General features: G+C 72.6%; 18 protein-coding genes and 2 pseudogenes. 4 read left to right on the top strand and 16 right to left on the bottom strand.

Going from position 1 to position 21,635, the window contains the following annotated elements:
- The 10 genes and pseudogenes from AC1DQC_RS18755 to AC1DQC_RS18710 form a co-directional block, all read right to left on the bottom strand.
- Positions 1-365, bottom strand: a pseudogene (locus AC1DQC_RS18755) (type IV pili twitching motility protein PilT); the annotation flags it as partial.
- Between the two features lie 126 nt (positions 366-491).
- Positions 492-2,165 (bottom strand): GspE/PulE family protein, encoded by a 1,674-nt coding sequence (locus AC1DQC_RS18750; RefSeq protein ID WP_477052746.1) that lies wholly within the window; start codon positions 2,163-2,165, stop codon positions 492-494.
- Positions 2,166-2,256: 91 nt separating this feature from the next.
- The gene (locus tag AC1DQC_RS18745) at positions 2,257-3,075 is read right to left on the bottom strand and encodes a shikimate dehydrogenase (RefSeq protein WP_477052745.1); all 819 of its coding nucleotides are present in this window, start codon (positions 3,073-3,075) and stop codon (positions 2,257-2,259) included.
- Positions 3,072-4,223: an endolytic transglycosylase MltG gene (mltG, locus tag AC1DQC_RS18740; RefSeq protein ID WP_477052744.1), complete on the bottom strand. Its 1,152-nt coding sequence runs from the start codon at positions 4,221-4,223 to the stop codon at positions 3,072-3,074. The genes AC1DQC_RS18745 and mltG overlap by 4 nt, the downstream gene beginning before the upstream one ends.
- Before the next feature lie 58 nt (positions 4,224-4,281).
- On the bottom strand, positions 4,282-4,836 hold the full coding sequence (gene ruvX / locus AC1DQC_RS18735; protein ID WP_477052743.1) for a Holliday junction resolvase RuvX: 555 nt from the start codon (positions 4,834-4,836) through the stop codon (positions 4,282-4,284).
- Between the two features lies 1 nt (position 4,837).
- Positions 4,838-7,516 carry an alanine--tRNA ligase gene (alaS, locus tag AC1DQC_RS18730; protein WP_477052742.1) on the bottom strand — a complete coding sequence of 893 codons (2,679 nt, stop codon included), beginning with the start codon at positions 7,514-7,516 and terminating at the stop codon, positions 4,838-4,840.
- A 44-nt stretch (positions 7,517-7,560) separates the two neighbouring features.
- Complete coding sequence (locus AC1DQC_RS18725; RefSeq protein WP_477052741.1) at positions 7,561-7,923, bottom strand: hypothetical protein; 363 nt, start codon at positions 7,921-7,923, stop codon at positions 7,561-7,563.
- Positions 7,923-8,291, bottom strand: coding sequence for a DUF948 domain-containing protein (locus AC1DQC_RS18720; RefSeq protein ID WP_477052740.1), 369 nt, complete (start codon positions 8,289-8,291; stop codon positions 7,923-7,925). The genes AC1DQC_RS18725 and AC1DQC_RS18720 overlap by 1 nt, the downstream gene beginning before the upstream one ends.
- A gap of 110 nt (positions 8,292-8,401) precedes the next feature.
- Positions 8,402-9,028, bottom strand: a complete 627-nt coding sequence (gene rpsD, locus AC1DQC_RS18715) for a 30S ribosomal protein S4 (RefSeq protein WP_370505192.1) — start codon at positions 9,026-9,028, stop codon at positions 8,402-8,404.
- Positions 9,029-9,227: 199 nt separating this feature from the next.
- The gene (locus AC1DQC_RS18710; RefSeq protein WP_477052739.1) at positions 9,228-10,598 is read right to left on the bottom strand and encodes a replication-associated recombination protein A; all 1,371 of its coding nucleotides are present in this window, start codon (positions 10,596-10,598) and stop codon (positions 9,228-9,230) included.
- 93 nt (positions 10,599-10,691) lie between these two features.
- Here AC1DQC_RS18710 and AC1DQC_RS18705 point away from each other — a divergent pair, with 93 nt between their 5' ends.
- Positions 10,692-12,935 carry an MMPL family transporter gene (locus AC1DQC_RS18705; RefSeq protein WP_477052738.1) on the top strand — a complete coding sequence of 748 codons (2,244 nt, stop codon included), beginning with the start codon at positions 10,692-10,694 and terminating at the stop codon, positions 12,933-12,935.
- Positions 12,936-12,942: 7 nt separating this feature from the next.
- Here the strand turns inward: AC1DQC_RS18705 and AC1DQC_RS18700 are convergent, their stop codons facing one another.
- From AC1DQC_RS18700 to AC1DQC_RS18685, 4 genes are read right to left on the bottom strand one after another with little or no spacing between them, the layout of a single operon-like run.
- Complete coding sequence (locus tag AC1DQC_RS18700) at positions 12,943-13,701, bottom strand: GNAT family N-acetyltransferase (protein WP_477052737.1); 759 nt, start codon at positions 13,699-13,701, stop codon at positions 12,943-12,945.
- The gene (gene aspS / locus AC1DQC_RS18695; protein WP_477052736.1) at positions 13,701-15,470 is read right to left on the bottom strand and encodes an aspartate--tRNA ligase; all 1,770 of its coding nucleotides are present in this window, start codon (positions 15,468-15,470) and stop codon (positions 13,701-13,703) included. Before aspS ends, AC1DQC_RS18700 begins: the two co-directional genes overlap by 1 nt.
- A 53-nt stretch (positions 15,471-15,523) precedes the next feature.
- On the bottom strand, positions 15,524-16,177 hold the full coding sequence (locus tag AC1DQC_RS18690) for a hypothetical protein (RefSeq protein WP_477052735.1): 654 nt from the start codon (positions 16,175-16,177) through the stop codon (positions 15,524-15,526).
- Positions 16,178-16,216: 39 nt separating this feature from the next.
- Positions 16,217-17,278, bottom strand: a complete 1,062-nt coding sequence (locus tag AC1DQC_RS18685) for an Rv2578c family radical SAM protein (protein WP_477052734.1) — start codon at positions 17,276-17,278, stop codon at positions 16,217-16,219.
- An 83-nt stretch (positions 17,279-17,361) separates the two neighbouring features.
- Here AC1DQC_RS18685 and AC1DQC_RS18680 point away from each other — a divergent pair, with 83 nt between their 5' ends.
- Positions 17,362-17,886, top strand: a complete 525-nt coding sequence (locus tag AC1DQC_RS18680; protein WP_477052733.1) for a TspO/MBR family protein — start codon at positions 17,362-17,364, stop codon at positions 17,884-17,886.
- On the opposite strand, the gene hisS is transcribed toward AC1DQC_RS18680, so the two are convergent.
- Together hisS and AC1DQC_RS18670 are read right to left on the bottom strand one after the other, a co-directional pair.
- Positions 17,879-19,234 carry a histidine--tRNA ligase gene (gene hisS, locus AC1DQC_RS18675; protein ID WP_477052732.1) on the bottom strand — a complete coding sequence of 452 codons (1,356 nt, stop codon included), beginning with the start codon at positions 19,232-19,234 and terminating at the stop codon, positions 17,879-17,881. The two genes, AC1DQC_RS18680 and hisS, sit on opposite strands and share 8 nt — an antisense overlap.
- 41 nt (positions 19,235-19,275) lie before the next feature.
- The gene (locus AC1DQC_RS18670) at positions 19,276-19,980 is read right to left on the bottom strand and encodes an MBL fold metallo-hydrolase (RefSeq protein WP_477052731.1); all 705 of its coding nucleotides are present in this window, start codon (positions 19,978-19,980) and stop codon (positions 19,276-19,278) included.
- 160 nt (positions 19,981-20,140) lie between these two features.
- Here AC1DQC_RS18670 and AC1DQC_RS18665 point away from each other — a divergent pair, with 160 nt between their 5' ends.
- Together AC1DQC_RS18665 and AC1DQC_RS18660 are read left to right on the top strand one after the other, a co-directional pair.
- The gene (locus AC1DQC_RS18665; RefSeq protein ID WP_477052730.1) at positions 20,141-20,917 is read left to right on the top strand and encodes a peptidylprolyl isomerase; all 777 of its coding nucleotides are present in this window, start codon (positions 20,141-20,143) and stop codon (positions 20,915-20,917) included.
- A pseudogene (locus AC1DQC_RS18660) lies at positions 20,914-21,635 on the top strand (hypothetical protein); the annotation flags it as partial. The gene AC1DQC_RS18665 and the pseudogene AC1DQC_RS18660, both read left to right, overlap by 4 nt.

Genomic DNA, 21,635 nt, shown 5'->3' with positions numbered 1-21,635 from the left:
GGCGTGGGCACGTGGCCCGGCGCGCCGGCCGCCGGGGCGGGGGCGGGGGCGGGCATGAAGACCTTGGTGGCTGCCATGGGCGAGCTCGGGGCCGCGTACGCCGGGGGGCCTGCCGGCGCGGCGTACGCCGGAGGGCCCGACGGCGCGGGCGTGTAGCTGCCGGCCGGGGGCGACGGGTAGGCGGCCTGGTAGGGCGGCGGACCGCTGGGCGCCGGCGCCGCCGCCGGCGCGCTCTGCGACGGGATCGGCGAGAACATCGCGCTCACGCCGGGTGCGGCGGGCACGCCCGGTTGCGGTCCGACGGGACGGTAGGGCGGCAAGGGCCGCGACGGCTCCCCCGTGGGTGCCTGGTAGGACTCGCTCACGTCATTCCCTCCACGTGGTCGCCTGGTTCGACCGGCACGGGCGTGCCGGAACCGGGCCTGGCTCTGGACCGTTCATCGGCGGTGCTGATGCCCGACTTGAGACATCACCACCGGTGAGTCGACGCGTCACGCGACGACCCGGAGGATCTCCTCGATCGAGGTGTCGCCGAGGACGACCTTCTGCCAGCCGTCGTCCCGCAGCGGGATCATGCCCTGCTTGACCGCCGTCGACGCGATGTCCGCGCTCGAGGAATGCGCGACGGCGTGGCGCTCGATGTCCTCGGTCACCTGCATGACTTCGTGCAGCGCGAGCCGGCCGCGGTAGCCCGTCTTCGAGCACGTGACGCAGCCGACGGGGCGGTACAGCTCAGGCACCGGCTCGCCGGGCATCCAGGGGAACCGGGCGCCCATGAGCTCCTCGGGTGACGGCTGGTAGAGCTCCTTGCACTTCACGCACAGGCGCCGCGCCAGCCGCTGCGCGACCACGCAGTCGAGTGCCGAGCCCACGAGGAAGGGCTCGATCCCCATCTCGGTGAGCCGGGTGACCGCCGAGGGGGCGTCGTTGGTGTGCAGCGTCGAGAGCACGAGGTGTCCGGTGAGCGCCGCTTCGATCGCGATCTGCGCCGTCTCGTGGTCGCGGATCTCACCGAGCAGGACGACGTCGGGGTCTGACCGCAGGATCGAGCGCAAGGCACCGGCGAACGTGAGCCCCGCCTTGACGTTGACCTGCACCTGGTTGATGCCCGGGAGCCGGTACTCGACCGGGTCCTCGACCGTGATGACGTTGATCTCGGGCTTCGACACCGCATTCAGGGTGGCGTACAGCGTCGTCGACTTGCCCGATCCGGTCGGTCCCGTGACCAGGAGCATCCCGTACGGCTTGGTGTACGACGATCGGTAGGACTCGTAGTTGCTGTCGAGGAATGACAGGTCACGCAGGTCGAGGCTCGCCGTGGAGTTGTCGAGGATACGCATGACGATCTTCTCGCCCCACACCGTGGGCAGGGTGGCGACGCGGAGGTCGATCTTGCGGCCGTTGTGCACCACGGACATCCGGCCGTCCTGCGGCTTGCGGCGCTCGGCGATATCGATGTCACTCATGATCTTGACGCGGCTGATGACGCCGCCCGTGATCTGCTTGGGCGCGCGTTGGGTCTCGTGCAGCACGCCGTCGATCCGGTACCGAACCCGCAGGTCGTGCTCCGACGGCTCGATGTGGATGTCCGAGGCACGGTCAGTGATCGCCTGCGTCACCAGGAGGTTGACGAACCGGACGATCGGGGCGTCGTCGTCGGCGATGTCCCCCATCTTCGTCAGATCGGCCTCGGGCTCCGCGTTGACGTCCTCGAACGCCTGCGACAGGTCTTCCATCTCGTCGTCGGCGCGGCAGAACCGGTCGATCGCCCGGAGGAGGTTGTCGTGCGTGGCGATCACTGGAATGACCGGCATGCCGGACACGGACCGCACGTCGTCGACGGCCATGACGTTGCCGGGGTCCGAGGTGGCGAGCACGATCGACCCGCCCTCGAGCGCGACCGGTAGGACTGAGTAGCGACGGCACAGGGCGCCGGGCACCAGGCTGAGGGCCGTGCGGTCGACCGGGTAGTCGTCGAGGTCGACGAAGTCCATGCCGACCTGGTTGGCGAGCGCCTTGACCAGCTGGCCCTCGGTGAGCACGCCGAGCTCGACCAGGGTGCGCCCGAGCGATGAGCCTCGGGCCATCGTCTCGTCGAGCGCTGCGAGGAGCTGGCCCTCCGTGACCAGGCCTTCGTCGAGCAGGATCTCCCCGAGCTGCTTCACGCGCGTCCCTCCGCCTCTGCCGTCGGCCGGTCATGGCCGCACGGGTGTGTCCAGAGGTCAATCGGCAGGAAGAGCGACGTGCGTGAGCGACTCAGGTGGTGAGTTTGCGGTCGAGCGCCTCGGACATGGCGGCGAGCGGCGCGGGGTGCCCCGTCATCAGCCGGACCTGCTCGGCGGCCTGGTGGAGCAGCATCTGCTCACCGCCGACCACGGAGCCCCCGAGTCGCGCCCAGGCGACGGACAGCGCGGTGGGCCGCGGGTCGTACGCCACGTCGAGCAGGGTGCCGTGGGCCGCCTCCAGCGAGGCGGCCAGGTCATCCGCCGCGAACGGCGGGAGGGTCGAGACGACGACGTCCGCCTGCCCGATCTCAGCGGCCGCGACATCCAGGCCGCGGTACACCGGCGTCACCCCCATCCGGTGGGCCGCGCGCATCAACCCGCCGGCTCGGGCGACCGAGCGCACGTAGACGACCGGCGACGTGCAGCCCAGCTGAGCCAGCGCGGCGAGGGTCGACGAGGCCGTCGCACCGGCGCCGAGCACCGCAGCAGAACCGACCGACGACAGTCCCAGCGCCGCGACGATGCCGTACACGTCGGTGTTCGCGCCGATCAGGGAGCGCCCCTGCACCAGGACGGTGTTGACGGCCCCGACGACTGAGGCCAGCGGCTCGACGTGGTCGAGCAGCGGGATGACGGTCTGCTTGAGCGGCATGGTCAGGCTCAGGCCCGCCCACGAGGGATCGAGGCCGCCGACGAACGAGGCGAGCTGGTCGGCAGGAACGTCGATCGCGTCGTAGCTCCAGCCGGTCAGCCCGAGGGCCTCGTAGGCGGCGCGATGCAGCGTCGGTGACAGCGAGTGCGCCACCGGGTGCCCCAGCACCGCCGCCCGACGGGCGGCGGGGTCCGTCACTTGCCGTTCGCCGCCTGCCACTCGCGGAGCTTCTCCACGTTCGCCTGGTGGTCGGCCAGGTTGTTGGCGAAGAGCGTCTCGCCGGTGTCGAGGTTCACGGTGACCCAGAAGAGCCAGTCGCCGTCGGCCGGTGAGAGGACCGCCTCGATCGACGCGAGCCCGGGCGACGCGATCGGCGTGGGCGGCAGGCCCAGGTTCTTGTACGTGTTGTAGAGGTTGCTCGCGTCCTGCGTGTCCGCGGTGGTCACGCCGGTGCCCGGCTTGTTGAGGCCGTACGCCACCGACGAGTCGATGTCGAGCGGCATCTCCTTCTCGAGCCGGTTCTCGATCGCTCGCGCCACCTTCGGGCGGTCCTCGGCCAGGCGCGCCTCGCGCTCGACCAGCGACGCCTTGTTCAGCACGGTCTCCCACTGGTCTTGCGGGATGCCCTTCTGCGTCAGCACGGCGACGGTCTGCGCGGTCATCTGCGTGAGCACGCTGGCGGCGGTCGCGCCCGGCTCGACGTCGTAGGTGGCCGGGAAGAGCCAGCCCTCGGCGTTGCCGTTCGCCTCGGCGGGGAGGCCGATCGCGGCCGGGTCCGCCAGTGCCGCGTTGAGGTCGTCGACGGGGATGAGGGTCTTCTCGTTGATCTTGGCGACGATCTGGTCGCGGGTCAGCCCCTCGGGCACCGTGACCTTGAACGAGACGCGGCTCGACGGGTTGAGCAGGGCGGTGACCGCGTCGGAGGCCTTCATCTCGAGCAGCATGCGGTAGGTGCCGGGCTGGATCGAGCTGGCCTGCGGGTTCGCGGCGAACGCCTTGTTGAACGCCTTGGCGCTCGCGACGACGCCCGCGTCGACCAGGGTGGTCGCCATCTGGCCGCCGGAGTCGCCCGGCTTGATGACGACGTCGACGCTGCCGTGCCCGACGCCGGAGTAGTCCTCGACGTTGCCGTCGGCGCTGTTCCCGCTACCGCCGAAGAAGCCGCCCATGAGCTCGACGACGACGTAGCCGGCACCGGCGACCATGAGTACCGCGACGATGAGCACCCAGATCGAGCGGCGGCGGCGGCGCTTGCGCTCCCGCTGCTCCTTGGCACGGCCACGGGCGCGCGAGGACCGGTGATCGACGGGTGCGACGCGAGTGTCGCCACCGAACAGGTCGCTCACCTCGTCACTCCGTTCTGCAGGGGCCCAGCGGTCGGTCTGGCTGTTGGTCACGTGCGAGTCACTCCACCGTCGTCCGTGCGTCGCCCGCAGCCCCCCCGCGCGCTACCCGGGCGTGCTTCGCTGGGTCGACGACGACCCGCTCTCCGGGACGTCGCCCCGACGCACGCTCCGCGTCCAGCGCGGACTGCAAGATCACCACCGCGGCCGCCTGGTCGACGACCTGCCGGTGGCTGCGTCCGGATCGGCCGGACGCATGCAGCGCGTGATGGGCGGACACCGTGCTCATCCGCTCGTCGACCAACCTCACCTGGATAGGTGCGACGGCCTGCGCCAGTTGGACAGCGTACGCGCGCGCGGCCTCCGATGCGGAACCTTCGGTACCCGACAGGTGCATGGGAAGCCCGACGTACACAACACCCACACGTCGTTCCTGCGCCTCGCGCACCACCTCGGCGAGGTCGGCGGGCAGCCGGCCCTTCTTGCCCGTGGCGCGCGCCAAGGTGGCCACCGGCGTGGCGATCAGCCCGTCCGGGTCGCTCGTCGCGAGCCCGACGCGGACGGAGCCGACGTCGACGCCGAGGCGTGGCGCACGGACGAGCGCGTCGTCGTCCACGTCAGCCGTTCGCGGCCGCGCTGACCGCGGACAGCGCCTCAGCCAGCCGCGCGGGGTCGGTGCCACCGCCCTGCGCGAGGTCGTCCTTGCCGCCGCCACCGCCGCCGAGGATGGTCGAGGCCGTCCGCACGAGCGCGCCGGCACGAACCCCGTGCTCGCGCGCCGCGGCGTTCGTCGCGACGACGACGACCGGCCGGCCCTTGCTGACGCCGCCGATCGCGACGACCGCGGGCGCCGACTCGCCGAGCCGGGCGCGGACGTCGAGCACGAGGGTGCGCAGCTCGTCGCCGCCCACCTCGCCGGCGTCGTGCGTGACGACGCGGGTCTCCCCCACCGTCTGCGCGCCGGCGGCAAGGGTGCCCGCCTGGGCGAGCAACGTCGCCTGGCGCAGCGTCGCGAGCTCCTTCTCCGACTCCTTGAGCTTGGTGAGCAGCCCGGACACACGCTCGGAGAGCTCGTCGGGGCGCGCACCGAGCAGGCCGGAGAGCTGCCCGACGAGCGCGCGCTCCTTCGCCTGGTACCCGTACGCGCCGGCGCCGACGAGCGCGTCGACGCGCCGCACGCCCGAGCCGATCGCCGACTCGGACAGCAGGGTCACGAGCCCGAGCTCGCCGGACCGCTTCACGTGCGTGCCCGCGCACAGCTCGAGCGACCAGCCGTCGCCGATGTCGACGACGCGCACCTCGTTGCCGTACTTCTCGCCGAACAGCGCCATCGCGCCGCGGCCCCGCGCCTCGTCGATCTGCATGACCGAGTCGGTGACCTCGAGGTCGTCCTGGAGCCGCTCGTTGACGCGCGCCTCGATCTCGGCGACGACCTGCGACGGTGTGGCGGACGGCGACCGGAAGTCGAACCGCAGGCGGCTCGGCGCGTTCAGGGACCCCGCCTGCGTCGCGCTCTCGCCGATGGACTCGTGCAGCGCCTTGTGCACCAGGTGCGTCGCGGTGTGGGCGCGCGCGATCGCCCGGCGGCGGTCGAGGTCGATCGTCGCCGTKCCGGACTCCCCGAAGGTGACCGTGCCGTCGACGAGTCGCCCGTGGTGCACCGACAGACCCTTCACGGGCGCCTGCACGTCGTCGACCTCGATCCGGGCACCGCCGTCGAGCACGATCACGCCCGTGTCGGCCAGCTGGCCGCCGGACTCGGCGTAGAACGGCGTCACGTCGAGGACGACCTCGATGTCCGCAGGCGCGGTCGCGGCCGGCGCCGGGACGCCGTCGACGAGCAGGCCGACCACGCGGGAGCGCGCGGTCGCGTCGGTGTAGCCGATGAACTCGACGGGCTTCGCGGTCGCCGCGCTCAGGGTGCTGTGCAGGTCCTGGTAGGCCGCGTTGTCCGCGCGGCCCGCCCGCTTGGCGAGCGCGTCCGCGCGCGCCCGCTCCCGCTGCTCCTTCATGAGCGAGCGGAACGCCGTCTCGTCGACCTGCACGCCCTGCTCCGCGGCCATCTCGAGCGTGAGGTCGATCGGGAAGCCGTACGTGTCGTGCAGCTGGAACGCCTGCGACCCGGTGAGCACCGGGGCGGGGCTCGCCTTCGCCGCCTGCACCGCGGTGTCGAGGATCGTCGTGCCCGCCGCGAGCGTGCGGCGGAACGTGTCCTCCTCCGCGTACGCCACCTGGCTGATCCGCTCGAAGTTCGTCGCGAGCTCCGGGTACGACGGGCTCATCGCGTCCTTGCTCAGCGGGAGCAGGGTGGGCAGCGCGAGGTCGTCGACGCCGAGCAGCCGCATCGCCCGGATGGAGCGGCGCAGCAGCCGGCGCAGCACGTAGCCGCGGCCCTCGTTGGACGGCGTGACGCCGTCGCCCATGAGCATGAGCGCGCTGCGCACGTGGTCCGCGACCACCCGCATGCGCACGTCGTCGTCGTGGGACGCGCCGTACCGCCGTCCCGACAGCTCCTGGGCCCCGCCGATGACCGGGAACACCTCGTCGATCTCGTACAGGTTGTCGACGCCCTGCAGCAGGTACGCGACGCGCTCGAGCCCCATGCCGGTGTCGATGTTCTTCTGCTTGAGGTCACCGAGGATCGGGAAGTTCTCCTTGCCGCCCCCGTCGCCCCGCTCGTACTGCATGAAGACGAGGTTCCAGATCTCGAGGTACCGGTCCTCGTCGACGACCGGGCCGCCCTCCGCGCCGTACTCGGGGCCGCGGTCGACGTAGATCTCCGAGCAGGGACCCGACGGGCCGCGCGCGCCCGTGGACCAGAAGTTGTCCTTCCAGCCGCGCCGCTGGATGCGCTCGTCGGGCAGGCCGGCGATCTGCTTCCAGAGGTCCGCCGCCTCGTCGTCGTCGTGGAAGACCGTGACCCAGATGGTGTCGGGGTCGAAGCCGAACCCGCCGGTCTCGCGCGACCCGGTGACCAGCTCCCAGGCGTAGGTGATCGCGCCTTCCTTGAAGTAGTCACCGAACGAGAAGTTGCCATTCATCTGGAAGAACGTGCCGTGCCGGGTGGTCTTGCCGACCTCCTCGATGTCGAGGGTCCGCACGCACTTCTGCACGCTGGTGGCGCGCGGCCACGGCGGCGTCTGCTCGCCCAGCATGTACGGGATGAACGGCACCATGCCGGCGATGACGAACAGCGTCGACGGGTCGGGCGAGATCAGCGAGGCCGAGGGCACGACGGCGTGGCCGTTGCCCTCGAAGTAGTCGAGCCAGCGCTGGCGGATCTCGGCGGTACGCATCGTGTCCTCGTCGTCCATCTGTGGTGTGGGTGGTGCTGGTGTGTCTAGAAGAAGGTGTAGCCGTCGTCGTCGTCCGGGTCCTCGGTGGGACCGGTCCAGTCGGCGTCGCGGCGGCGGGCGGTCGACCAGGCGCGGCGCAGGTCCTCGACGCGCTCGGGGCGCTCGGCCTTCAGCGCCTCGACGTCGACGTCACCCACCAGGTCGTGCCGCAGCTGCTGCTCCCGCTCGGCCATCCCCGCGAGGAACTCGCTCTTGAGCGTGGCCACCGCGTGCGAGACGCGCTGGACGCCGTCGATCGCGTCCGTCGTGCCGGCGGGCAGGTACGTCTCGACGACCGTGCGCCCCTTGCGGATGACGATGACGGTGACGACGACGCCGACGGCGAGCCACGTGAGGCGGCGCGCCATCATCGGCTCCGGCGTGCGCTCGCCGCGAGGCCCGACAGGGCGCGGCGGACGCCGTAGGAGAAGGCGGCGACCTTGATCATCGGCGAGCCGACGGTCGCGGCGAACAGAGACGTGAGGGCCGAGACGTTCTCCGACACCTGCGCCGCGGCCGTGGTGACGGTGTCGATGTTCGCCAGCTGGGTGTTCGACGAGGCGACCAGGGTGGCGGTCTCGTCCAGCACCGGCACGGTGTGGTCGGTGATCTCCTTGACCGACGACCGCGTCTCGTCCAGCACCCGCCCGAGCTTGACCAGCGGCACGGCCAAGAACCCTACGAGCAGCACGAACGCGATCGCGGCGATCAGCCCCGCGACGTCACCCACCGACATGTCCAGCCTCCTGGTCCTGGGGTCCTGGACCCCGCCGAAACCCTACCCGTCCCGGACGCACGAACGCCCCGCGGCGCAGGTGCGCGGCGGGGCGTTCGTGAGAGATCAGATCAGCGGGCGTAGTACTCGACGACCAGCTGGACCTCGCACGTCACGGGGATCTCCGCGCGCTTGGGGTGGCGGACCAGGACGGCGCTCAGCTTCTCGAGCTGCACGTCGAGGTAGCCCGGGACGGCCGGGAGGACGTCGCGGTGGGCACCGGCGGCGGCGACCTGGAACGGGACGGTGGCCTGGCTCTTCGGCTTGACCTGGAGCGTCTGGCCCGGCTTCACGCGGAAGGAGGGGCGGTCCACGATCTTGCCGTCGACGAGCACGTGACGGTGCACGACGACCTGGCGGGCCTGGAGGATGGTGCGGGCGAAGCCCGAGCGCAGGACGAGGGCGTCCAGGCGGGTCTCGAGGTTCTCGACGAGCGCCTCACCGGTCAGGCCCGGGGCCTTGCGGGCGTCCTCGTACGCACGAGCCATCTGCTTCTCGCGCAGCGCGTACTGCGCGCGCAGACGCTGCTTCTCGCGGAGACGGACCGCGTAGTCCGACTCGGTGCGACGACGCGCACGGCCGTGCTCGCCGGGGGGGTACGGCCGCTTCTCGAAGTGCTTGACGGCCTTGGGCGTCAGCGCGAGGCCGAGGGCGCGGGAAAGGCGCACCTGGCGACGCGAGCGGGTCACGCTGCTCACAGAGTTACTTCCTGTCGTTGTAGACGTCACACCCGGAGACGGAGATGTTCCGCCGGGCGTGGGGCCGACCGTGGATGCGTCGCGTCTGTTCTCGACGCTGGCTAAGGCCCCAGGTGGTCATCCGGTCGGGGGGCGTGCGAGCACACCCGTCCCGCGGACGACCCGGTCACTCTACCCTGCGGCGGCCCGATCCGGAGAATCAGCCCTGCTCGTCGAGGATCGCGCGGATCCGCTCGAGGCGTTCGGTGACCTGGCGCTCGTACCCGCGGTCGCTCGGCTCGTAGTACCGGGTGCCCTGCAGCTCGTCGGGCAGGTACTGCTGCGCCGCGACCGCGTGTGGCTGGTCGTGCGCGTACACGTAGGACGTCCCGTGGCCGAGCACCTTCGCGCCGGCGTAGTGCGCGTCGCGGAGGTGGGCGGGGACCGAGCCGATCCGGCCCGCGCGCACGTCGGCCAGGGCGCGGTCGATGCCGAGGTAGGCGGCGTTCGACTTCGGCGCGGTCGCCAGGTGCACCACGGCCTCGGCCAGGATGATCCGCGCCTCGGGCATGCCGATCAGGGCGACGGCCTGCGCGGCCGCGACCGCCGTCTGCAGCGCGCTGGGGTCCGCCATGCCGACGTCCTCCGCCGCGGAGATGACGATCCGGCGGGCGATGAACCGCGGGTCCTCCCCCGCGGCGATCATGCGCGCGAGGTAGTGCAGCGACGCGTCGACGTCCGAGCCGCGCACCGACTTGATGAACGCGCTGATCACGTCGTAGTGCTGGTCGCCGTCGCGGTCGTAGCGCACGGCGGCGACGTCGATCGCGCGCTCCATGGTGGCCAGGTCGACGCGCACCGGCGGCACGGCGCCGTCCTCCGACAGTGCGGAGCCGGCCGCGGCCTCGAGGATGGTGAGCGCCTTGCGCGCATCCCCGCCGGCCAGGCGCAGCAGGTGGTCCTCGGCGTCCTCGGCCAGGGTGATCGCCCCGCCCAGGCCGCGCTCGTCCTCGACGGCCCGGCGGACCAGCCGGCGCACGTCGTCGGTGTCGAGCGGCTGCAGCGTGAGCAGCAGCGACCGGGACAGCAACGGCGAGTTCACGGAGAACGACGGGTTCTCCGTCGTCGCGGCCACCAGCGTGACCCAGCGGTTCTCGACGCTGGGCAGCAACGCGTCCTGCTGCGCCTTGGTGAAGCGGTGCACCTCGTCGATGAACAGGACCGTCTCGGTGCCGTCCGTGGCCAGCCGGCGGCGGGCGTCCTCGATGACCGCCCGCACGTCCTTGACGCCCGCGGTCACCGCAGAGAGCTCGACGAACCGGCGGCCGGAGGTCGCGGCGATGAGGTACGCGAGCGTCGTCTTTCCGGTGCCGGGCGGCCCCCACAGGACGACCGAGGTGGGTGCTGCGCGGCGCGCCGCCTCGTTCGCCGGCTCGACCAGACGCCGCAGCGGCGAGCCCGCGACGAGCAGGTGCTCCTGACCGGCGACCTCCCCCAGCTCCCGCGGCCGCATGCGGACGGCGAGCGGCGCCCCGGCCCCGACCGCGGGCAGCCCGGTGGCCGTCGACGTCACCGCATCGAACAGGTCCATGCGGGCAGGGTACGCACGAGGACCGACGTCCGACGGCCACCATCACGCCGAACCGGTGACCCCGTGTGCGCACCGGCCGTTCCACCTGCGACGATGGCCCGCGTGTTCGCCCGAGTCGGTCGCGCCGTCGCCCACCACCCACGTCTCACCGTCGTCACGTGGCTGGTGCTCGCCGTGCTCGGGTACGGGCTCGCCGTCCTCGGCGTGCACGGGGAGAACCTCTTCGACCGGCTGAGCACGGGCGCCCCGTCGGTCCCGGGCTCGGAGAGCGCCGAGGGCCGCCAGATCMTGGAGGATGCCGACGAGAGCGGTCCGTCGCTCACGCTGGTCCTTGAGGGCGTCGACCCCACCGATCCCGACGTCGCGACGTCGCTGGCCCCCGCCCGCGAGGAGCTGGCCGCGATCGACGGGGTCGCGTCGGTGATTGACCCGCTCGGGCTCCCGGACGGCGTCGCGAACCCGGCGGCCGCCCCGCTGGTCGCCCAGGACGGCGACGGCTTCCTCGTCGTGGTCGAGCTCGAGCCCGACCTGTCCGCCGACGAGCAGCAGGCAGCGCTCGACGACGTCGAGGCCCGCCTGCGCGAGATCCCCACCGACCTCGAGGTGGTCGCCCCCGGCGTCACCGGGTTCGTCGGCGGGACCACGCTCATCGTCGAGGCCATCACGGACCAGGTGGAGACCGACCTGCGCACCGGCGAGACGATCGCGCTGCCCATCGCGCTGCTCATCATGGTGCTGGTCTTCGGCGGCTTCCTCGCCGCGTCGATGCCCATGGCGGGGGCCATCGCCTCGATCGCCGGCGGCCTCGCGGCGCTGCTGGCGTTCTCCTACGTGCTCGACCTCGACTCGTCGGTGGTCAACATCGTCACCGTGCTCGGCCTGGGCCTGTCCATCGACTGGGGCCTGCTGATGGTGTCGCGGTTCCGCGAGGAGCTGCACCGCCTTGTCGACGACGACGGCGGCCAGGGCAGCCGACGACGACGCGGCGACGGCGCGGTGCTCACGGCGATCGAGCGGACCATGGCCACCGCCGGCCGCACCGTGACGTTCTCGGCCCTCATCGTGGCCATCTCGATCGCCGGGCTGCTCGTCTTCCAGCCGCCCATCCTGAGGGCGTTCGGCGCGGCCGGGGTCGCCGTGATCGTGGTCGCGGCCGCCACGGCGTTGACGCTCGTCCCCGCGCTCCTCGTGCTCGCCGGCCGGCGGCTCATCCGGCCCAGCATCCTGGCGCGCGTCCCCGGGCTGCGCGGCATCCTCGCGCGGACCTCCGACGTGCAGACCGAGGAGGGCGTCTTCTCGCGGCTCACCGGTCGGGTGCAGCGGCACCCGTGGTTCGTGCTGACGGGCTGCCTCGTCGTGCTCGGCATCCTCGCGCTCCCCCTCGCGCACCTCGAGCTGCGCAACTCCACCACCGAGCTCCTGCCCGCCGGCAGCGCGCAGCGCGAGTTCGTCGACACCCTCGCCAGCGACTACCCGGCAGCGACGGCGCCGGCGATCACCGTGGTCACCCAGACCTCCCTCGACGAGGCGACCGCCTGGGCCGCGACGCTCGAGGACGTCGACGGGGTCGCCTCGGTGGACCCGCCGACGCCGACCGGCTCGTACGTGGTCATCGGCGTCCGGCCCGACACCGACGACCCCGGGGACGCCGTCGCGCGCGGCGTGGTGGAGGACATCCGCGACCTCGACGCCCCGTTCCCCACCTGGGTCACCGGGCAGGCAGCGTCCCAGATCGACTTCACCGCCGCGGTGGTCGCGCGCGCGCCGTGGGCGATCGGCATCGTCGCCGTCACGACGCTGGTCCTGCTGTTCCTCATGACCGGTTCCGTGGTCGTGCCGATCAAGGCGCTGCTCACCAACGCGATCTCGCTGGCGGCCTCGCTCGGCGTGCTGGTGTGGGTGTTCCAGGACGGTCACCTGTCGGGGCTGCTGAACTTCACGCCGACGGGCGGCATCGAGACCTACGTCATCGCCCTGGTCGTGGCGTTCGCCTTCGGGCTCGCCATGGACTACGAGGTCTTCCTGCTGTCCCGGATCAAGGAGCTCGTGGACGCCGGGTTGCCCAACGACGAGGCCGTCCGGCTGGGCCTGCAGCGCTCGGGCCGGATCATCACGTCGGCGGCGCTGATCGTCATCGTGGTGTTCGCCGGCTTCGTGGCGGGCGAGCTGCTCGTGATCAAGGAGGTCGGCTTCTCGCTGGCCGTCGCCGTCCTCATCGACGCGACGCTGGTCCGCATGCTGCTGGTGCCGGCCACCATGACCTTGCTGGGCCGCGCCAACTGGTGGGCCCCGCCCTTCCTGCGCCGCCTCTACGCCAGGATGTCGCTCACCCACTGACGGCAGGTCAGCCCGGAGGCCGGTCCGCTCCGGCCGGTGAGAACGACGTCAGCTCGGCCTCCGTGCGATAGCCGAGCCGGTGGTAGATCCGTCGAGCACCGGCGTTGTCCGCGTACATGCCGAGCGAGACCCAGGACGCGCCCTCGGCCAGCCCCGCTCGGGTGACCGCAGCCGTGAGCGCGGTGCCGAGGCCGCTGCCGCGCAGCCCGGGCAGGACGCCGAGGCCGTGCACGTGCCAGGAGAGGCCGTCGCCGGGACCGCTCCGCTCGGAGGCACCCACGACGCCGACGAGCACGCCGTCGCCGTCGACGCCCCACCAGCCCAGCTCGTCGGGACCTGTGGGATCTGCCGACGTCCCCGGGTTGGCCACCCGCAGGCACGCGCGGATCGCCTCCGCGTCACGCACGGGGTCCAGGCGACGGACCTCGTGCTCCCCCGCGACGGCCGGAGGCACCACGTCGCTCGCCAGCCAGTCCCAGTGCGAGAACGGGACCAGGTCGAGGCGCGCGAGCGTGCCGGCGGTCGGCTGGGACCCGCGGGGCACGCTCATCCAGCGGACCGCGCCCCGGTCGAGACCGCCGACGAGCGCGTCGACGACGGCCACCTCGCCGCGGCCGAGCAGCGTCGGGCGCTCGGGACCGCCGATCACCAGCAGGAGGCCGTCGTCGTCGCCGTGCACCTCGACGTCGCCCCACCGGGAGCGGTCGCCGACGATCATCCGGTCCTCCCGCCAGCGTGGCGGGAGGAGCTCGAGCAGGTCCGCCATCAGGCCTCGGTCGCGACCTTCGGCTTGGCGTCGACGCCGGCCTCGCGCCGCTGCTGCGGCGTGATCGGTGCCGGCGCAGCCGTCAGCGGGTCGTACCCGCCGCCCGACTTCGGGAACGCGATGACGTCGCGGATCGACTCGGACCCCGTCAGCAGGGCGAGGATCCGGTCCCAGCCGAACGCGATCCCGCCGTGCGGCGGCGCGCCGAACTGGAACGCCTTGAGCAGGAAGCCGAACTTCTCCTGGGCCTCGTCCGGCCCGATGCCCATGACGTCGAACACGCGCTCCTGCACGTCGCGGCGGTGGATACGGATCGAGCCGCCGCCGATCTCGTTGCCGTTGCACACGATGTCGTAGGCGTAGGCGAGCGCCGCGCCGGGGTCCTGCTCGAACGTGTCGATCCACTCGGGCGTGGGCGACGTGAACGCGTGGTGCACGGCCGTCCAGGCGCCCTCGCCCACCGCGACGTCGTCGTCCTCGCCCGTGGGCTTGAACAGCGGGGCGTCGACCACCCAGACGAACTTCCACTCGTTCTCGTCGATCAGGCCGCCGCGACGACCGATCTCGAGCCGCGCCGCGCCGAGCAGCGCCCGCGCGTCGTTGGGCGAGCCCGCCGCGAAGAACACGGCGTCACCGGGGCTCGCGCCCACAGCGGCCACGAGCCCTGCGCGCTCGGCCTCGGAGATGTTCTTGGCCACCGGGCCGCCGAGCTCACCGTCCTCGCCGACCGTGACGTACGCGAGACCCTTGGCGCCGCGCTGCTTGGCCCACTCCTGCCAGGCGTCGAACCCGCGGCGCGGCGTCGAGGCGCCGCCCGGCTGGACCACGGCGCCGACGTACGGGGCCTGGAACACGCGGAACGGGGTGTCCGCGAAGAACGACGTCAGCTCGACGAGCTCGAGCCCGAACCGGAGGTCGGGCTTGTCGTTGCCGTAGCGGGCCATCGACTCGGCGAACGTGATGCGCGGGATCGGCGTCGGGATGGTCACCCCGATGAGCTCCCACAGCGCGACGAGGATCTGCTCGCCGAGGGCGATCACGTCGTCCTGCTCGACGAAGCTCATCTCGACGTCGAGCTGCGTGAACTCGGGCTGACGGTCTGCGCGGAAGTCCTCGTCGCGGTAGCAGCGGGCGATCTGGTAGTACCGCTCGAGCCCGCCCACCATGAGCAGCTGCTTGAACAGCTGCGGCGACTGGGGCAGGGCGTACCACGAGCCGGGCGCCAGGCGCGCAGGCACGAGGAAGTCGCGGGCGCCCTCGGGCGTCGACCGCGTCAGCGTCGGGGTCTCGACCTCGACGAAGTCCTGCGCGTCCAGCACGCGGCGGGCGGCCTGGTTGGCCTTGGCGCGCAGCCGCATCGCCCGCGCGGGGGCCGGCCGGCGCAGGTCCAGGTAGCGGTACTTGAGGCGGGCCTCCTCGCCGACGACCTCGTCGAGGGACGACGAGACCTGGAAGGGCAGCGGCTCGGACTCGTTGAGCACCACGACGTCGGTGGCGACGAGCTCCACCTCACCGGTCGCGAGGTTGGGGTTCTCGTTGCCCGCAGGGCGCCGACCGACCTCGCCCGTCACCTGGAGCACGTACTCCGCGCGGAGCCCGTGGGCCACGGCCTCGTCCCGGATGACGACCTGGGCGATGCCCGAGGCGTCCCGCAGGTCCACGAACGCGACCCCGCCGTGATCGCGCCGCCGGTCCACCCAGCCCGTGAGGGTGACGGTGGTGCCGATGTGCTCGGCTCGCAGCGAGCCGGCCGTGTGGGTGCGGAGCACGGAGGGTCCTTCGGGGTCGAGGGTGGGAGCGCCCGTCGGACGCCCGCACGATCTTAGTGCCCGTGGTGTGAGGGGTCCGCCGTCAATTCGATGGTCGCGCGCACGCGGGTCACGCTCGGCGCCGCCGGGACCGACGAGAAGCCGAACCGTACGGCCGGCGCGACGGGCGCGAGCGCGCCGAGGTCCGTCGAGCCCCACAGCGCCCGGACCGCGGTGAGCGCGTGCTGGTCTGTCGCCGTGTACCACTCGCGCCGTCCCCGCCCCGCCGTGCCGCGGGTGCGCACGCCGGCCAGGACGGTCCGCGCGACGGGGTCCACGGCGGTGGCGACGAGCGGCGCGACCGCCGGATGGCGCGGGACGACGACGAGCAGGCGGCCGACGCCGGTCCGCGCGCCGATGCTGAGGTCCGCCGTCAGCGGGCCGGCGCGAAGGCGCCACCGGCGCCGGGGCTCGTCGGCGCGCAGCCCGACCGGGACCACGTGCACGGCGTCGAACTCGTACGTGGACGACACGAGGTCCGCGACGTCGTCCCGCGGCGCCAGCAGCAGGCGCGTGCCGTCGCCCCGCTCGACCATCACGTCGACGAACGCACCCAGCGGCGACCGGAGCCAGCGCCCGACGACCACGCGGGTTCCCTCCGTGGTACCGAAGCCGGCGATGTGGCCGTCGAAGGCCAGACGGGACACGCCGGGGACCGATGTCGTCACGTCGCCACGCTAGGTGCCGCTCGCCTGAACCGCCCGTCGTCAGAACAGCACGGGCTGGGCAGCCGCCACGGCCGGCTCGTGGACGGGCAGCTGCGCGTCCGCGATGCTGCCCGTCGGGTAGGAGCCCTCGCCGGGCGTCCGGTGCCCGCCGCCGTGGCCCGCAAAACCGTGCCGCACCAGCAGGGGCCGCACCCGCTCGTGGAGCCACGTCACGTACTCGCGCGGCGCGTACGCACCCTTCCCGTAGAGCTCCCGGTACCGCGGGAGGAGCGCGGGCGCGTGCTGCTCGAGCCAGGTGAAGAACAGCGGCTTCACGGGACCCCGCAGGTGCAACGGGAGCACGGTGACGCCCGTCGCTCCGGCGCTCGCCAGCTCGCCGAGCAGGGCGTCGAGCTGGCGCCGGTCGTCGGTCAGCCACGGCAGCACCGGCGCCACCATGACCCCGCACGGCAGCCCGGCGTCGCGGATCGCCCGGATCAGGTCCAGCCGCGCTCTCGGTGTGGGCGTGCCCGGCTCCATCGCCTGCTGCAGGGCCTCGTCGCCGATGGCCAGGGAGATGCCGATCCCGACCGGCACGGTGCGCGACACCTCCGCGAGCAGCGGGAGGTCGCGGCGCAGCAACGTGCCCTTGGTGAGGATCGACAGCGGCGTCCCGCTGGCCGCGAGGGCCTGGATGATCCCCGGCATGAACCGGTACCGGCCCTCCACCCGCTGGTACGGGTCCGTGTTGGTGCCGAGCGCCACGTGCTCGCGGGCCCAGCTCGGCCGCGCCAGCTCCGCCCGCAGCACGTCGACGACGTTGGTCTTCACGACGATCTGCGTCTCGAAGTCACGGCCGGCGTCCATGTCGAGGTACTCGTGCGTCGGGCGGGCGAAGCAGTAAGAGCATGCATGGAGGCAGCCCCGCGTGGGGTTGATCGTCCAGCGGAACGGCATCCGCGACGCCTCGGGCACCTTGTTCAGCGCGCTCTTGCAGGTCACCTCGTGGAACGTGACCCCGGCGAAGTCGGGCGTGCGGACGCTGCGCTGCAGACCCGCCAGCGCGAGACCCGGCAGGGCGGTCGCCTCGTCGGTGCCCAGCTTCTGGCTGTCCCATCGCATGCACTCATGCGAACATGTGTTCGAATGACTGTCAAGCAGGCGCTCGGGTTGCTGCGGCGTCCCGCGACACCGACGCTCGGACCATGGGAACCACCGACCTCGACGCCCCGGGCACCCGCACCGTGCACCCGCAGCGCGGCGTCGGCAGCGCGCTCGTGCTCGCGCTCCTCATCGCCGTGAACTTCGTCGTCGGCGGGCTCGGGGCACTGTCCACGGCCTCGGGCGTCGACGGCTGGTACGCGGACGCCGAGAAGGTGCCGTGGAACCCGCCGAACTGGGTCTTCGCCCCCGCGTGGAGCGTGCTCTACGTGCTCATGGGCGTGGCGGCCTGGCTGGTCTGGCGTCGTGGCGGGTGGGCGCCCGCGCGACGGGCGCTCACCCTGTACATCGTGCAGCTGGCCCTCAACGCCGCATGGACGCCGATCTTCTTCAGCGGTCGCCTCGTCTGGGTCGCGCTCGCGGTCATCGTGGCGCTCGAGGTCGTCCTGATCGCCACGGCGGTCGCGTTCTGGAAGCACTCCCGCGTCGCGTCCTGGCTGCTCGGGCCCTACCTGACGTGGGTGGCCTTCGCGACGACGCTGAACCTCGGCGTCGCCGTCCTCAACTGACGGGGACGACCCGCGGCCAGAGGTCGGCCTCGTCCGGGGACCAGGAGCCCGCGTCGGCGTCCACCTGCTCGCCCGAGCGGATGTCCTTGACCTGGTCCGCTGCGCCGTCGTCGCCTCCCACGAACCACACGAACGGGATGCCTCGTCGGTCGGCGTGCCGGATCTGCTTGCCGAACTTGGCCGCCGACGGCGCCACCTCGACGGGGATCCCCCGAGCCCGCAGCGCCGCGGCGACCGCGTCGGACCGGTCCCGGTGCTCCTCGTCGGCCACCGCGACGAGCACGGCGCTCGGCACCGACCGCGTCGCGGCCACCAGGCCGCCGCCGATGAGCCGGGACACCAGCCGGGACACCCCGATGGAGAGGCCGACGCCGGGGTAGGTGGTCGAGCCGTCGGACGCGAGCGTGTCGTAGCGACCACCCGAGCAGATCGAGCCCAGCTGCTCGTGACCGACCAGGACCGTCTCGTAGACCGACCCGGTGTAGTAGTCGAGACCGCGGGCGATCTTGAGGTCGGCGACCACCACGCCCGGCGCGCGCACCGCGGCCGCGCGGATGAGCGCGCCGAGCTCGGCGAGCCCCTCCTCGAGGAGCTCGTTCGACTCGCCCGCGAGCTCCCGCACGCGCTCGATCACGGACTCGTCCGACCCGCTGATCGACGCGAGCTCCAGGCAGCGGCGAGCCTGGTCGTCGTCGGCACCCGCCTCCTGCACCAGCAGGGCCGCGACCTTGTCGGGACCGATCTTGTCCAGCTTGTCGATGTTGCGCAGCACCGCGTCGACGTCGGTCAGCCCGAGTCCCCGGTAGAACCCCTCGGCGACCTTGCGGTTGTTCACCAGGATCCGCACCGGCGGCACGCCGATCTCGCGCAGCGCGCCCAGCGCCTCGGCCATCACCAGGGGCAGTTCGACCTCGTAGTGGTACGGCAGCGCGCCGGCGCCCACGACGTCGATGTCCGCCTGGACGAACTCGCGGAACCGGCCGTCCTGGGGACGCTCGCCGCGCCAGACCTTCTGGATCTGGTAACGCCGGAACGGGAACGCGAGGTGGCCCGCGTTCTCCAGCACGTAGCGGGCGAAGGGCACCGTGAGGTCGAAGTGCAGGCCCAGCGTGCCGGCGCGGTCCGGCTCGGCCCCGGCCTCCTCCTGGAGCCGGCGCAGCACGTAGACCTCCTTGGAGGTCTCCCCCTTGCGCAGCAGCTGGTCGAGCGGCTCGACCGCGCGCGTCTCGATGCCGGCGAACCCGTGGAGCTCGAACGTGCGCCGCAGCACGTCGAGCACGTGCTGCTCGACAAGCCGGCCCTCGGGGAGCCACTCGGGGAATCCGGACAGAGGGGTCGGTCGCGCCATGGGGCCCGATCCTTCCAGACTGCCGCGCCCGGCGAGACCGGCTACCGGGCAGCCAGGTAGGGGTTCTGCCTCAGCTCGGTCGCGATGTCGCTGGTCGGGCCGTGCCCCGGCACGACGACCGTCTCGGGCGGCAGCGTGGCGACGACCTCCCGGAGGGTCCGCGCCATCGTCGCCCCGTCGCCACCCGGAAGGTCCGTCCGGCCGATCGTCCCCGCGAACAGGACGTCGCCCGTGAACGCCAGCGAGTCGACCAGGTACAGCGTGGAGCCCTCGGTGTGCCCCGGGGCGTGACGCGCGACCACGCGCAAGCCGCCGAACGCGAGGACCACGTCGGCGGAGCGCTCGTCGTCGACGGACCCGAACGTCTCGACGAGCTCCGGGGCGACGTACCCGGCGGGATCCACGCCGACCGCGGCCAGCGCCTGCGCCAGCGGGCCGGAGGGGTCGTGGGTCGGCTCCCCGAGGCCCAACGTCCCGAACGGGTCGTCGAGGCGGTAGGCGTCGGCCGCGTGCAGCACCACCGGCACGCCGAGCGCCGCCGAGAGCCGGCCGGCGTCCCACGTGTGGTCGACGTGACCGTGCGTGGCCAGCACCGCGGCGGGCCGCAGGCCCCGGTCGGCGACGAGCCCCAGCACGTCGTCGGTGACGCCGGCGCCGGCGTCGATGACGACGCACGTGCCGTCGTCGTGCACGAGCACGCTGCACCGTGCGCCGAAGACCGGGGAGATGACCGTGACGACCTGCATGACTGGCACCGTAGCCGCCCGGCGTGTCCGGACTGTGATGTCACCCCGTGGTGCCGCTGGTGGCCGCGAGCCGAGGCTTGCCTAGACTGTCCCGGGTTCCCTTCATGCAGTGCGGCAGGTGGACGGCCTGCCGCACCGCACGACGACGCGAGGAGTGTGCGTGGCCAGCAAGCGCGAGCGCGAGTACGAGCGCCGCCGGTACGAGAAGTGGCAGGAGCGCCAGGCCAAGGCGCGCGCCGCGAAGCACCGCCAGCGGGTGATCGCCGGCAGCATCGTCGGCGCGCTCGTGCTGAGCACCGGCGTCGTCGCCGCGTTCGCCCTGACGCACGACGACACACCGGCCGCCACGCCCAGCCCCTCCGTCACGTCCACCGCTCCCCCGGCGAACGCCGCCGAGGTGCCGGACCCCTCGCTCGCGCAGAACCGCACCTGGACCGGCGACATCGCGCTGTCGCAGGGCGACCTGGGGATCGAGCTCGACGGTGCCGCCGCCCCTCAGGCTGTCGCCAACTTCGTCACGCTCGCCGGCAAGGGCTTCTTCGACTCGACCAAGTGCCACCGGCTGACCGAGGACGGCCTCTACGTCCTGCAGTGCGGCGACCCGACCGCGCTCGGCACCGCCGACCCGACCACCGGCGGCACCGGCGGGCCCGGGTACACCTGGGGACCGATCGAGAACGCGCCGGCCGACGGGGTCTACCCCGCCGGGACGATCGCGATGGCCCGGACCCAGAACGACGGCAGCTCCATGGGCAGCCAGTTCTTCCTGGTCTACAAGGACTCAACGATTCCCGCAGACAGTGCGGGTGGCTACACCGTGTTCGGCCACGTCACGTCCGGGATGGACGTGCTGCAGGCCATCGCCGACGCGGGCACCGTCGAAGGGACCTCGGTCCCGGTGTCCGACGTCATCATCGAGGGAGTGAACATCCAGTGACTCAGACCCCGACGTCCGGACCCGACGACTCCGTGCCGGCCACCGAGGCCGAGCAGCCCGAGACGGCTGCGGTGCCCGACGAGGTCGACGCTGCGGCTCCCGAGACGGCCGGTCAGGATGCTCCCGAGGCATTGACGCCGGACGAGACCCCGACCGACGAAGCCGTCACTGACGACGGCGGCACGGTCGCGACCGGCGACGAGCCGATCGCCGAGCAGCCGGCCGCCGACGCGGACGTCGCGGAGGGCGGTGCCGAGGCCGACGAGGCGTCCGGTGACGTCTCGGCCGCTGTTGATGGGCCGAGTGCCGACGAGACTCCCGCGGACGCCTCCACCGCCGACGACAGCGCCGGTGAGGCTCCCGCGGACGCCTCCGCCGGCGACAGCCCGAGCGCCGACGAGACGCACGCCGAAGCCTCCACCGCCGACGAGACGCCCGCGGACGTCTCCCCCGCCGAGAGCCCGAGCGCCGACGAGCCTTCCGACGTCGCTGCCGAGAGCCCGGCCGACGAGGCGCCCGCCGAGCCCGCGGCCGCCCCTGCGGCGCCCGAGGGCGCGGAGACGACGGAGACCGCACCCGCGCCCGCGCCGACCMCGTCGGCGATCCGCCCGGTGCCGCGCCCGCGGCCCGTCCCGCACCCGCCGGCCGGGCGACTCCGTCGAGACCTCGTCGTCCAGCACCGGCATGACGGCGGTCTCTGCCGGCGTCGGTCCGGCGC

It is taken from the genome of Cellulomonas sp. P4_H12 (assembly GCF_056400905.1).
The sequence above is the reverse complement of the archived record's forward strand: the minus strand, read 5'-3'. Positions and strand labels throughout refer to the sequence as shown.